General features: G+C 59.0%; 13 protein-coding genes. 1 reads left to right on the top strand and 12 read right to left on the bottom strand.

Annotated features, from left to right (window positions below; all coding sequences use genetic code 11):
- Window positions 1–12 precede the first annotated feature (12 nt).
- The 10 genes from purF to B3041_RS14560 all read right to left on the bottom strand — a co-directional run bounded on the left by purF (window position 13) and on the right by B3041_RS14560 (window position 10,121).
- On the bottom strand, window positions 13–1,530 hold the full coding sequence (purF, locus tag B3041_RS14605) for an amidophosphoribosyltransferase (protein WP_065648821.1): 1,518 nt from the start codon (window positions 1,528–1,530) through the stop codon (window positions 13–15).
- Between the two features lie 36 nt (window positions 1,531–1,566).
- Window positions 1,567–2,052 (bottom strand): colicin V production protein, encoded by a 486-nt coding sequence (cvpA, locus tag B3041_RS14600; protein ID WP_039379104.1) that lies wholly within the window; start codon window positions 2,050–2,052, stop codon window positions 1,567–1,569.
- A gap of 249 nt (window positions 2,053–2,301) precedes the next feature.
- Window positions 2,302–3,063 (bottom strand): cell division protein DedD, encoded by a 762-nt coding sequence (gene dedD / locus B3041_RS14595; RefSeq protein ID WP_065648820.1) that lies wholly within the window; start codon window positions 3,061–3,063, stop codon window positions 2,302–2,304.
- A complete protein-coding gene (gene folC / locus B3041_RS14590) occupies window positions 3,053–4,321 on the bottom strand; it encodes a bifunctional tetrahydrofolate synthase/dihydrofolate synthase (protein WP_292976215.1) in 1,269 nt (422 codons plus the stop codon). Before folC ends, dedD begins: the two co-directional genes overlap by 11 nt.
- Before the next feature lie 170 nt (window positions 4,322–4,491).
- The gene (accD, locus tag B3041_RS14585) at window positions 4,492–5,400 is read right to left on the bottom strand and encodes an acetyl-CoA carboxylase, carboxyltransferase subunit beta (RefSeq protein ID WP_039379111.1); all 909 of its coding nucleotides are present in this window, start codon (window positions 5,398–5,400) and stop codon (window positions 4,492–4,494) included.
- 132 nt (window positions 5,401–5,532) lie between these two features.
- Window positions 5,533–6,195 carry a DedA family protein gene (locus B3041_RS14580; protein ID WP_065648818.1) on the bottom strand — a complete coding sequence of 221 codons (663 nt, stop codon included), beginning with the start codon at window positions 6,193–6,195 and terminating at the stop codon, window positions 5,533–5,535.
- 34 nt (window positions 6,196–6,229) lie between these two features.
- Window positions 6,230–7,036, bottom strand: a complete 807-nt coding sequence (gene truA, locus B3041_RS14575) for a tRNA pseudouridine(38-40) synthase TruA (RefSeq protein ID WP_292976209.1) — start codon at window positions 7,034–7,036, stop codon at window positions 6,230–6,232.
- Window positions 7,036–8,046, bottom strand: a complete 1,011-nt coding sequence (locus B3041_RS14570) for an aspartate-semialdehyde dehydrogenase (RefSeq protein ID WP_065648816.1) — start codon at window positions 8,044–8,046, stop codon at window positions 7,036–7,038. Before B3041_RS14570 ends, truA begins: the two co-directional genes overlap by 1 nt.
- Before the next feature lie 92 nt (window positions 8,047–8,138).
- Window positions 8,139–9,290: a 4-phosphoerythronate dehydrogenase PdxB gene (gene pdxB / locus B3041_RS14565; protein WP_292976206.1), complete on the bottom strand. Its 1,152-nt coding sequence runs from the start codon at window positions 9,288–9,290 to the stop codon at window positions 8,139–8,141.
- A gap of 57 nt (window positions 9,291–9,347) precedes the next feature.
- Entirely contained in the window at window positions 9,348–10,121 is a 774-nt protein-coding gene (locus tag B3041_RS14560) for an AraC family transcriptional regulator (RefSeq protein ID WP_292976203.1), read from the bottom strand.
- Between the two features lie 93 nt (window positions 10,122–10,214).
- Here B3041_RS14560 and B3041_RS14555 point away from each other — a divergent pair, with 93 nt between their 5' ends.
- Window positions 10,215–11,105: a DMT family transporter gene (locus B3041_RS14555; RefSeq protein ID WP_292976200.1), complete on the top strand. Its 891-nt coding sequence runs from the start codon at window positions 10,215–10,217 to the stop codon at window positions 11,103–11,105.
- On the opposite strand, the gene B3041_RS14550 is transcribed toward B3041_RS14555, so the two are convergent.
- Both B3041_RS14550 and tctD read right to left on the bottom strand, forming a co-directional pair.
- Window positions 11,092–12,468 carry a sensor histidine kinase gene (locus B3041_RS14550; protein ID WP_292976197.1) on the bottom strand — a complete coding sequence of 459 codons (1,377 nt, stop codon included), beginning with the start codon at window positions 12,466–12,468 and terminating at the stop codon, window positions 11,092–11,094. The genes B3041_RS14555 and B3041_RS14550 overlap by 14 nt on opposite strands.
- The gene (gene tctD / locus B3041_RS14545; protein WP_065648811.1) at window positions 12,459–13,130 is read right to left on the bottom strand and encodes a transcriptional regulator TctD; all 672 of its coding nucleotides are present in this window, start codon (window positions 13,128–13,130) and stop codon (window positions 12,459–12,461) included. The genes B3041_RS14550 and tctD overlap by 10 nt, the downstream gene beginning before the upstream one ends.
- Between the last annotated feature and the right edge of the window lie 28 nt (window positions 13,131–13,158).

The following is a 13,158-nucleotide window of genomic DNA, read 5'->3' as shown; positions in this document are numbered from 1 at the left end:
ATAAAAGCCCAATCAGCCTTCGTTATGTATCTCCAGCCCTTCCACTTCATTCTGCCGCTGCAGTGCTTTGGCATCGTCGTTGCGCAGTGACTGCAGATATTCCAGGTATTGCTGATCCACATCCTTCGTGACATAGACGCCGTTGAACACAGAGCACTCAAACTGTTCAATGTCCGGATTCTCTTCGCGTACCGCCTCAATCAGATCGTTCAGATCCTGGAAAATCAGCGCGTCAGCCTTGATCAGCTGACGGATCTCTTCCACTTCACGGCCGTGTGCAATCAGCTCAGTAGCGCTGGGCATATCGATACCATAGACGTTCGGAAAACGGATCTCCGGTGCGGCCGATGCAAGGTAAACCCGTTTAGCTCCCGCCTCGCGCGCCATCTCAATAATCTGTTCAGAGGTCGTACCGCGTACGATGGAGTCATCCACCAGCAGCACATTTTTATCGCGGAACTCGGCACGGTTGGCGTTGAGTTTACGGCGAACGGCGCTGCGGCGCAGATGCTGGCCCGGCATAATAAAGGTGCGGCCCACATAGCGGTTTTTCACAAACCCCTGCCGATAAGGCTTATTCAGAATGCGCGCAATTTCCAGCGCGGTATCGGTCGAGGTTTCCGGAATTGGAATGACTACGTCGATATCGAGATCTTCCCACTCACGGGCAATTTTTTCACCGAGCTTGGTGCCCATGCGCACGCGTGCGCTATAGACGGAAATCTTATCCAGGAAAGAGTCCGGGCGGGCAAAATAGACGTATTCAAACAGGCAGGGATTGCTTTTCGGATCCTCAGCGCACTGGCGGGTCGAAAGCTGGCCCTGCTCGGTGATATACACCGCTTCACCTGGCGCAACGTCACGAATGAACTCAAATCCCAGCGTATCCAGCGCCACACTCTCTGAGGCAACCATATACTCCGTGCGGCCATCCTGCATAGCGCGCTTGCCGAGCACCAGCGGGCGAATACCGTTGGGATCGCGAAACGCCACCATGCCGTGACCGATAATCATCGCCACTACGGCGTAAGCGCCACGCACCTGCTGATGCACTGCCGCTACCGCTGCAAAAATGGTCTCAGCATCCAGTGGGTAGTGCTGAAAACGATCCAGCTCCTGCGCAAAGATGTTGAGCAGGATCTCTGAATCGGAGGTGGTGTTAACGTGACGGCGTCCGGTCTCAAACAGCTGTTTACGCAGCTCGTGCGCATTGGTGAGATTGCCGTTATGCGCCAGCGTAATACCGTAAGGGGAGTTAACGTAAAACGGCTGCGCTTCAGAGGCGCTGGAGCTGCCAGCGGTAGGGTAACGCACGTGGCCGATACCGATATTGCCCTGCAAACGCTGCATGTGGCGCGCTTCAAACACGTCGCTGACCAGGCCATTTGCTTTGCGCAGACGGAAGCAGTTCAGCGCATCGATAGTACAAATGCCGGCGGCATCCTGTCCGCGGTGCTGCAGCACCGTTAACGCGTCATAGATCGACTGGTTTACTGGCATAAAACCGGTGATACCAACAATACCGCACATATTGTCATTTCCTCATTAGCCGCACTCCCGATGGTGTCACCGGGGTAAAAAACTGGACGTGCTTTTCAGGTAATCAAAAAACCACCTGATGATATAACTGAACTGGGGAATGAGCTGAGACTGTTGCCAGTCCGGGCTTTTCGAAAAGCCGGTGAATGTATCAAGGAAGAAAAGAATGGCGGAAACAATCAGCACGCCACGCAACGCCCCGAAACAGACCCCCAACACCCTGTCGGTTCCCGACAAGCCGGTTTTCTCAACCAGCGAGCCGATCACATAGTTCACGATGGCACCCACAATCAGGGTGGCAACGAACAACACCGCAATTGCGATACCGTTGCGAACCAGTTCGTCGTTAAAACCTGTAAACCAGACTGCCAGGTAGGCGTAGTAATGACTGGCGACAAAAAACGCGCATCCCCAGGTAACAAGAGATAAGGCTTCCCGGACAAACCCGCGAATCAGGCTGACCAGAGCCGAAAAACCAACTACCGCAATAATGACGTAATCAATCCAGATCATGAACGCTTCCAGTACAGTGCTTCGCACCCCTGCATCCAGTTCGGGGCGCATTCTAACAGAAAAAGAAAACGTTTGCGTAGCCTTTTCCCGTTCACAGTGATGAAAAAGGGCGAGGAAAAATAATTTCTTCGCCCGCGACTAATAACAATATTTAATTAGCTGATTTAACAGTTAATTTACTACTTTTACTGCCACTTTGAATGCAATAAGCCACGCCTGTTACTGCTATCGGCGTGGCTTATCAGCCTGTCAGTGCACGCTATAGGGTTTAACCACCCCGCCCAGACCGGAAACGCTCTGCAGTTCGCTCAGCGAACTCTGCAGTTTCGCTTTGGACGCGTCAGGACCGACATAAATACGGGTAATCTGACCCTGCACCGGTGATGACGGCACGGTAAAGGCGCGATAGCCAGAGAGCCGCAGCTTCGCCACAATCTCATCGACTTTCGCCGCATTTTTCAGTGCGCCAAGCTGCACCACATACGCCTGCCCCGCTGGCGCGCTGGCTGGCTTCTGCGTTTCTGCCGGCTTGCTCTGCTCCGCTGCTTTTGGCTGCTCTGCAGGTTTCGGCGTTTCCACCGGCTTCGGCTTCGGTTGTTCCACCGGCTTCGGCCTGCTCTGCTCCACCGTTTTAGGCTTCGTCTGTTCAGCGGGTTTTTGCTGGGTTCGGGGCGGCGTCTGCTGATGCACCGCCGGTGGCGTCACGACGCTTGGCTGGCTGTTCTGCACCGGCTGCGCGCTGCCGCTGACGGCCGGATTTTGTGCTGCCTGGCTGGCCGCTGACTGCTGTGCGGCGCCGGCACCTTCCGGCGGCTGCGACGGCAGCGGCTGCGTAACCGGCGGCACCATTTCGCTATCCTGCTGATCGTCAGGCTTCGGCACCAGCGGAATCGCTGCAAACTCTTCTTTGTAATGCTTTTTCTTACCGTCCAGCAGGCCCGGCAGCACAATGACGCCAATCGCCACCAGGATCACCGTGCCCACTAACCGATTTTGAAACTTACTCGCCACTGCCGTTCTCCGCTGCCATCAATTCCATAACCTGTGCTACGGTGTGAAACGAACCACACACCAGAATCACATCCTCCCGGCTGGCCTGCGCACGCGCTGCCTGCCACGCCGCATCGACGCTGGCATACGCCGTACCGCGCTCCAGATGTGCAAGCAGCTCTTCCGCCGATGCGCCACGCGGGCCTGCCAGCGGCGCGCAATACCAGTGCGTCACCTGCGGTGCCAGCGCTGCGAGCGTACCGGCGATATCTTTGTCGTGCAGCATACCCGCTACCGCATGAATGCTTTTGCCTGCGGGCAGCGCCGCCAGGCGCGACGCCAGCCAGGCGGCCGCGTGCGGATTGTGCGCCACATCCAGAATCACCTGCGGCGCGTGGCTGACAGTCTGAAAGCGGCCCGCCAGCATTGCCTGCGGCAGATGCGTACGGATGATGGCATCAGAGACATGCAGACCCGACGCCCGTAACGCAGCCAGCGCCGTGGCCGCGTTCGGCAGCGGCACCTGCGGCAGCGGCAGATCGCGCAGTTCACCCTGCGCATCCTGCAGCATCCAGCTATCATCAGAGCGCTGCCACTGCCAGTCGCGGTTGATCTGGTGCAGCACGGCACCGGTTTCTGCGGCAACGGCGGCGATGGTTGCCGGCATCTCCGCTTCGCCTACTATGGCAGGTTTGCCGGCGCGGAAAATACCTGCTTTTTCCCGCCCGATACTCTCGCGGTCGGGGCCGAGCCAGTCTGTGTGATCGAGTGCAATACTGGTGATCACTGCGACATCAGTATCAACAATGTTGGTGGCATCAAGACGGCCACCCAGTCCGACCTCGAGGATCACCACGTCAAGGTTCGCCTGGCGGAACAGATTAAGCGCAGAGAGCGTGCCAAATTCAAAATAGGTCAGCGAGGTATCACCGCGCCCCGCTTCGATTTCAGCAAAGCTGGCGCTGTGCTGCGCCTCTGGCAGCTCCGCGCCCTGTACGCGCACGCGCTCGGTGTAGCGCACCAGATGGGGCGAACTGTAAACGCCTGTGCGGTAGCCTGCTGCCATCAGCAGCGTTTCCAGCATGCGGCAGGTGGTGCCTTTGCCGTTGGTTCCGGCAACGGTGAAGATAAAGGGAGCAGGTTTCAGCAGGTCAAGCTGCGCGGCAACGCGCTGAATACGATCCAGACCCAGTTCAATCGCCTGTGAGTGAAGATGCTCAAGATAGTGAAGCCACGTGGCCAGCGGCGACGTGCCCTGAGGAGGCTGATGCGTGTTCATGAGTCCCGTCTGTTGCGTGGTACAGCTCATCGTTCAGCGCAGCGGCGGAAAGAGAGGCCTGCGCGCGGCTGATGGCTATCAACAGGCAGGCACCGGCACAGCTGCTCACTGAAAATGGGATGTACGGAGTGAAAGTAAAAAGGCGCATCGCTGCGCCTTTCGGTTGCCTGTCAGGCGTCGTTGCTTTCTGGTTCCACCACCACTGGCGGTTCGCCATCCAGCTGCGGAGCCGGCAGGTTCATCATTTTTGCCAGCAGGCTGGCCAGCTTAAAGCGCATTTCCGGACGACGGATGATCATGTCGATCGCGCCTTTTTCAATCAGAAATTCACTGCGCTGGAAGCCCGGCGGCAGCTTTTCACGTACCGTCTGCTCAATCACGCGTGGACCGGCAAAACCGATTAGCGCTTTTGGTTCTGCCACGTTGAGATCGCCCAGCATCGCAAAGCTGGCAGAGACGCCGCCCATGGTCGGATCGGTCAGCACGGAGATATAAGGCAGACCGCGTTCCTGCATTTTCGCCAGCGCCGCGCTGGTTTTTGCCATCTGCATCAGTGACTGCAGCGCTTCCTGCATACGCGCTCCGCCGCTGGCAGAGAAGCAGATCAGCGGGCAGTTATCTTCCAGCGCCTGCTCTACGGCACGCACAAAGCGTGCGCCCACTACCGAGCCCATTGAGCCGCCCATAAAGGCAAACTCAAATGCTGCTGCAACAACCGGCATGCCGTGCAGCTGGCCTTTCATGACGATCAGCGCATCTTTTTCGCCGGTGTCTTTCTGGGCCGCTACCAGACGATCCTTATACTTTTTGGAGTCGCGAAACTTGAGCAGATCTTTTGGCTCCAGTTCGCTTCCCAGCTCAACCATCGATCCTTCATCCATCAGGCTATGCAGACGCTCGCGCGCATGCATACGCATGTGGTGGTCGCACTTCGGGCAGACCTCAAGGTTGCGCTCCAGCTCGGCGCGGTAGAGCACCTGACCACAGCTGTCGCACTTGGTCCACACCCCTTCCGGGATGCTGGCTTTGCGCGTAGGCGTCGTGGTGCTTTTATTCAGTATGCGTTCAATCCAGCTCATTGATGACCTTTCTGTTTAATGCTGACCTGGTCCAGTCTTTTCGTTACTGCTGAAATCACCTTCAGCAGGCCGTAAATGTCGCTCATTAAACCACAACCTGTTCACGCTGTGGATAAAAATATGGTGGCGCGCTTACTGCGATTTCTGCTGACGCGCCTGACGGCGATGGCGCCATACTTCAATCACGCCTGGCAGTACCGATACCACGATAATGCCGACAATCAGCAGTTTGAGATTCTCCTGTACCACCGGCAGATCGCCAAACAGATAGCCGGCATAGGAGAACAGCAGCACCCATAACAGCGCGCCCGTGACGTTGAAGAGCGCAAAGTGGCGATAGGACATGTGCCCCATACCCGCCACGAAGGGGGCAAAGGTTCGCACGATTGGCACAAAGCGCGCAAGTATAATGGTTTTGCCGCCGTGACGATCGTAGAACGCATGGGTTTTATCAAGATAGCTGCGGCGGAAGATTTTTGATTGCGGATTACTGAAGAGTTTCTCACCGAACAGACGGCCAATGGTGTAGTTCACCGCATCGCCGAGAATGGCGGCGATAACCAGCAGCGTGACCATCAGATGCACGTTTAAATCGTTGCCCGGTAGTGCAGCAAGTGCGCCTGCCACAAACAGCAGCGAATCACCCGGCAGAAATGGCGTCACCACCAGGCCGGTCTCGCAAAACAGGATCAGGAACAGGATGGCGTAGATCCAGATGCCATACTGCGCCACCAGTTCGGCCAGGTGCACATCAATGTGCAGAATAAAATCGACAACAAAATGGATAAACTCCATACCAGCTAACTCCCTGACACCCTATGGTTAAAAATTAATCTGCGAGGAATAGTGGTCCCGGCGCAGGCTGTGGTAACGCAAAATGCGATGGGTAATCCACCGCTACCAGATATAACCCTTCTGCTTTGGCGGTTGCCGCTGCCAGCGTGCGATCTTTCGCCGCCAGCAGATCTGCTATCCAGCTCTCCGGCTGATTGCCGTTGCCGACTTCTATCAGGCTGCCAACGATGTTACGCACCATATGGTGCACAAAAGCATTAGCTTTAATATCGACAATGACAAACGCGCCCTGCCGCGTCACGTTCAGATGCATCACGTTGCGCCACGGCGTGCGCGACTGACACTGCACAGCACGAAACGAGGTAAAATCATTCTCGCCCAGCAGATGCTGGCCGGCACGCTGCATCTTCTCTGCATCAAGCGGATGGTAGTAGTGCGTCAGCCCGTTGCCGAGAATAGCCGGGCGCAGCCGCTGGTTATAAATCACATAGCGGTAGCGTCGCGCGGTCGCGCTGAAGCGCGCGTGAAAGCTCTCCGGCACCGCTTTTACCCAGCGTACGGCGATATCATCCGGCAGATTGGCATTGACCCCCAGCGTCCAGGCGCTGTCAGCGCGCCGTGAAGTGGTTTCAAAATGCACTACCTGACCGGTGCCGTGTACGCCTGCGTCGGTACGCCCGGCACAAAAAACGCTGACGTCATGGTTCGCTACTTTCGCCAGCGCTTTCTCCAGCTTCTCCTGCACGCTGCGTACTTCATTTTGCCGCTGCCAGCCATAGTAGCGGCTGCCGTCATACTCAATGCCCAGCGCCAGCTTCAGGGTTGTCGCCTCCGCCTGCATCAGTAGAAATACTCCTGCACCAGCTTCTCCGCCGTTTTCACTGCCATCAGCGCGCCGCCAAAGCGTACGTTATCCGCCACCGACCAGAACTGCAGCAGCTCCGGAATGCCGTAGTCGTTGCGCAGGCTGCCAATGCTCAGCACTTCATTACCGGAGGCATCACCAACCTGCGTCGGGTAATCCCCCTCTTCGCTCAGGCTGATATCTTCCGCACGCGCCAGTTCATCACGCGCCTCTTCGGCAGAAAGCGGACGCAGATTTTCCAGATAGACGATTTGCGCATTGCCGTAAAACACCGGCGCCTGCACGCTGCTGACGGCAATCGGCAGTCCCTCATCCTGCAGTACTTTACGCACCTGCTCCACGACGCGACGTTCACTTGCCACGCTGCCGCTGCTGTCCGCCTGCTGCGGCAGCAGGTTAAATGCTAGCTGACGGCCAAAATAGTGTTCGTCAGGCGGAATGCCATTCAGCAGGCGCGCACTCTCGCCTGCCAGTCCATCCACGGCAGCTTTGCCCTGGCTGGATACCGACAGCAGGTTTGTTACCTGAATGCGGCTCAGCCCGGCGGTTTCAACCAGTGGCTTGATGGCGCATAACAGCTGGCTTACCAGCGCATCTGCCACGCTGATGATATTACGGTTACGGTAGTCCGCCAGTACCTGCGGGTTCACATCCGGTACCACCAGCGGCACATCCGGCTCCAGCGCGAACAGATCGCTGCTGTCGATCACCAGGCATCCCTGGCTCGCCGCCTCTTCTGCGTAGCGGGCTGACGCCTCGCGACCGGCAGTGAAAAACGCCAGCTGCGCCTGGGTCCAGTCGAACTCAGCCGCATCCTGTACGCGCACCGAACGGCCGGCAAAACGCAGTGTTTCACCCGCGCTGTTTTCGCTTGCCAGCAGATGGATCTCACCAACCGGGAACTGGCGTTCCGCCAGCAGTTCCAGTACAGCGTTTCCTGTGGCGCCTGTTGCGCCCAGTAGCGCAATATTCCAGCCGTCAGACATGTTGGTTTACTCCAGACAATGACATAAAAACAGAAGGCGGTAATGATACCGCCTCATAATTCAGATTCGTTCCCGCTGTGCGCCGTGGCGCATCATTCCGGGAGAGAGGATGGCTGCCCCTGCAGGCTGACGCGAAAGCCCAGCTGCTTCAGCATGCTGGCGCTGGCAGCGTTGTCGCAGATCACCTGCAGCGAAGACCACTCACGGCGCTCTTCATACTGCCGGCGCAGCCGGTCAAACTCGCCCGGCTGGCCTGCTGCTTTACGCAGCGGCGCGTCGTCGCGGCGCACATCATACACCAGGTGTGCCAGTCGTTTCAGCGTTGCCTGATCGAGTTCACCGTGCAGCGTGATGCTGCTGAACTCCGGCGGCGGCAGCAGACTCTCCAGCGCCACCTGCTGCGGCTGGCCGATAAACGCGCTCCAGGCTTCAAAGACCTGCGTCGTGCCACGCGCTTTGCCCTCCAGCGTGTAGCCTGCGATATGGGCGGTGGCGATATCCACGCGCGCCAGTAAATCGAGACTGAGATCGGGTTCCGGCTCCCATACATCCAGTACCACGCGCAGATCGCCACGCATTTTCAGCACTTCCAGCAGCGCAGCGTTGTCAACCACCGGACCGCGGCAGGCGTTAATCAGAATGGTATCGGGCCGCAGCGCCATCAGCAGCGCCGCATCCGCCAGGTGCCAGCTTTTATAGCGCCCTTCTTTATTCAGCGGCGTATGAAAAGTCAGGATATCCGCCTGTGCCACCAGCGTTTCCAGCGTATGAAACGGCCCGGTATCGCCACGATCGGCACGGGGCGGATCGCACAGCAGCGTTTTAACGCCCCAGGCTTCCAGGCGCGCCTGCAGACGGCTGCCGACGTTACCGACGCCCACGATGCCCACGGTGCGATCGCGCAGCGCAAAGCCGTCACGTTCAGCCAGCAGCAGCAGCGCAGAGAAGACATATTCCACCACGGCGATAGCGTTGCAGCCTGGTGCGGCAGAGAAGCCGATGCCGGCTGCCTGTAGCGAGGCCTGATCCACGTGATCGGTGCCCGCGGTGGCGGTACCGACAAATTTTACCGGCGTGTCCGCCAGCAGCGCCGCGCTAACCGGGGTCACTGAACGCACCATCAGCGCGCTGGCATCACGCAGTTCCGCTTCCGGCAGCGGACGGCCCGGTACGGCAACCACCTCACCGGTACGGCTGAAGAGTTCACGGGCATAGGGCATGTTTTCATCAACGAGAATTTTCACGGCGGAAGTCCTGTCTGCGGGAAATGAACGCCGGCTAGTGTGCCACAAAGCCGCCGGTTAGCCTAACCGGCTGCGATAACGTTCCGGAGAGGTGCCTGACTGCTGCTGAAACATGACAATCAGCGCTGAGGCAGAGCTATAGCCGAGTTCATGGGCGATAGCCTGTACGCTCATGCCCTGCTCCAGCAGCGCAAGCGTGCGCAGGAAACGCAGCCGCTGCCGCCACTCGCTAAAGGACATTTTCAGCTGCTGCTGACAGCGTCGCGCCAGCGTGCGTTCGGTGGTAAACACGCGCTGCGCCCACTGCGCCAGCGTGGTGTTATCGCCGGGATTTGCCTCCAGCGCACGCAGCACCGGTGCAAGAAATTTATCCTCTGAGGCGGGCAGATAGCTGGTATGCACGGGTGCCTGGCGCAGACGATCCAGCAGCACGTCACACAGGCGCCACTCCGCCTCGCTCTGCGGCTGCGCCAGCGCGCGCTGCGCAAACTCATTCATAATGGCGTGCGTAATGGCATCTGCCGTCAGCAGGCAGGGGCGATCCGGCAGGCCGTTACAGAGTTCTGCCGCCAGATTCAGGGTGCGAAACTGTGCCTGACAGTGGTTATAGCTGCTGTGACGCTGGCCAGGGGGGATCCATACCGGCATCTCAGCCGGTGCCAGCAAACGTTCCCCTTCAATATCCAGCTCCAGTACATGACGGGTGACAAAAATTGCCTGCCCCCACGCATGCTGATGCGGCAGATATTCGGTGCGCGCATGCGTCTGCTCATAACGCATAAAAATGCGCGGGGCGTCAGCCGGCGGGCAATAGGCAACCTGAATAGTCATTCTGTCCGGTCATTAACAAATTTTGTCCGATTTTAACTATCTGTTTTAAACCGGTCAAACGTATGCTGGCGGCACATTTTTACGGAGCCTGTTATGAACCTGCTGTTCCCGCTCATTGCGGTGCTGATCTGGTCGATCAACACCATTGTCAGCAAACTCTCGGCTGACGCTATCGATCCTGCTGCGATCTCTTTTTATCGCTGGCTGCTGGCGCTGCTGGTGCTGACCCCGTTCTGCCTGCCCGGCGTATGGCGGCACCGGCGCACAATAAAAAGTCACCTCGGTCAGCTGCTGCTGCTGGGGCTGCTTGGCATGGTGCTCTACCAGAGCCTTGCCTACTATGCGGCACACAGCGTGTCGGCGGTGATGATGGGCATACTGGGGGCCACCATTCCGCTGCTGACGATTCTGCTCAGCCTGCTGGTGCTGCGTCTGGCTCCCACGCGCGGTATTCTGCTGGGCGGGATTCTCTCATTTATCGGGCTGGTCTGGCTGGTCAGCGCCGGCAATCCGGCCCAGCTGCTGGCGCAGCGACCCGGCAATGGCGAAGTCATGATGCTGGCGGCCTCCACCTCTTATGCACTCTATGGCGTACTGACCAAACGCTGGGCGATCCCGCTCCCCACCTGGCAAAGCCTCTATGTGCAGATTTTCTTCGGTGTTGTGCTGCTGCTGCCGGGCTTTCTGCTCGCGCCGGAGGTCGCGCTGACGCAGCAGAACCTGCCGCTGGTGCTGTTTGCCGGGCTGTTTGCCTCGATCGTGGCGCCCTTTTTGTGGATCCTTGGCGTGCAGCGGCTGGGTGCCAGCACCACCAGTATCTTTATGAACGTGGTGCCGGTATTTACAGCGCTTATTGCGGTGCTGTTTCTGCATGAGCAGCTGCACAGCTATCACTGGATTGGCGGCGGTATTACGCTTACCGGCGTGATCCTGGCGCAGCGGCTGAAGACGCCGCTGCGCCAGCCGGCCATCAGGGAAAGCTGACGGTGACCCGCAGTCCGCCCAGCTGCGGGCTGCGATCGAGACGCAGCCGCGCGCCGTGCCAGGCGCAGATATCTTTCACCAGCGCCAGCCCGATACCCGCACCAGGCTGCCCGCTGGGATCGAGACGTGCAAACGGCTGGAGCGCCTGCTGCTGCTGCGCAGCGTCTATACCGGGGCCGCTGTCTTCAATCTCCAGCTGATGTTTCTGCAGCCGCGCCGTTACCGTTCCCTGCGCCGGCGTATATTTAATCGCATTATCCAGCAGGTTGGCGCACAGTTCAGCCAGCAGCAGTGCGTCTCCCTGTACGCGACACGCCTCTTCGCCCTCGAAACCTAAATCAATCTGCTTGTGCCGCGCGGCGGTATAGCCGCTCAGGCACGCCTGCTGCACAATCTGACTGAGATCAACGCGGGTAAAGGGTTTATCTTCGCCGTGGCGCGCCTTGATCTGCGCCAGCTGCAGCAGCCGGTCAGTCAGCTCTACGGTATCGTTCAGCGTGTGGCGCATGCCCTGCAGGCTCTCACGCCACTGCTGCGGATCGTCACTGCTGAGCGCCACGCTGACCTGGGTTTTCAGAATGGTCAGCGGCGTACGCAGCTGGTGCGACACATCGGCGCTGAAGCGCTCCTGCCGCGCCAGCAGCCCGCGCAGCCGCTCCAGATGCCGGTTAAATGCCACAATCAGCGGCTGCAGCTCTGACCAGGGCACCAGCGACGGCAAGGGCGTCAGCTCTCCTGGCGCACGGCGCAGCATAATCCGCGACAGCCGGCGCAGCGGCCGCAGCACCCGGCGCAGCAGCATCCCCGCCAGCAGCAGCGTGATCAGCACCAGGAAACTCTGGCTGATCAGCGCCGTACGCAGCAGACTGTCGGCAAAGGCGTGCCGGGAGTTCAGCGTTTCCGCCACCAGCACCAGCGCCATGCCTTCTACCCCCTCTTCATTCACCGGCTGCCATAGCGCCGCCACCCGAATCGGCTGCCTGCGGTAATGCGCATCATAAAAATGCACCAGCGCCGGGTATGCATCAGAGAGTGGCGCGTTACGCGGCAGCAGCGGCAGATCGGGATAGCCGGAGAGCGTATTTCCCTGCGGGGAAATAACCTGATAGAAGAGCTGGTCGTTCATATTACGCTCAAAACTGTCCAGCACTACCCAGGGCACATCAACCTCCAGATGGCGCTGACGTACCACCAGCCTTTCCGCCACGGTACGGGCTGACGCCAGCAGTGAACGGTCGTAGGCCTGGTTTGCTGCCTGCAGCGCGCTCTGATAATGGGTATAGACCGAGAGCGCCCACAGCAGCAGCAGCGGTACGCCCAGCCACAGCAGCAGTTCACCGCGCAGCGAGTGCATCAGTCGCACGGCTGCTGCTCCAGGCTGTAGCCGAGCCCGCGCAGGGTCACAATCACCACGTCGCTGCCGGAGAGCTTTTTGCGCACCCGATGCACATAAAGCTCAATGCTCTCCGGGCTGGCGTCATCGGCCAGGGTAAACGTCTGCTCATAGAGGTGCTGACGCGATACCGGTCGCCCCGGCCGCTGCATCAGCGTCGAGAGCACGCTCGATTCGCGCGGCGTCAGCGACAGCGGCTTCTGGTTCAGCAGGAAGTAACCTTCGCTATCGCGTTCCAGCTGTCCGAGCCGCTGCGTCTGCGCCGTCTGCCCGTGGCTGCGTCGCAGCAGCGCGCGCAGCCGCGCATCCAGCTCATCCAGCTCAAACGGCTTGGTCAGGTAGTCGTCGGCACCGCCGTTTAAGCCCTGTACCCGCTGCGCCAGCGTACTTTGTGCCGTCAGCAGCAGCACCGGCACGTTCTGTCCGCGTTTGCGCAGCCGGGCCAGTACTGCCAGGCCATCCAGCCGTGGCAGTGACACATCCAGCACCACCAGCGCGTAGTCCTCACTTTGCAATATATGATCGGCGGCCAGCCCGTCCGCGACCCAGTCGACAGCAAACCCTTTTTGCGTGAGCGCCTTTTGCAGCCATGAGGCCAGTTCAGTGGTGTCTTCCACCAGTAAGAGACGCATATCACATCCTGTCATTTTTGCTGATAGC

The sequence above is a fragment of the Pantoea sp. UBA4549 genome, assembly GCF_002387285.1.
Lineage (GTDB): Bacteria > Pseudomonadota > Gammaproteobacteria > Enterobacterales > Enterobacteriaceae > Pantoea > Pantoea borealis.
Note: the sequence above shows the minus strand (reverse complement) of the source record. Positions and strands in the feature narration are given on the sequence as shown.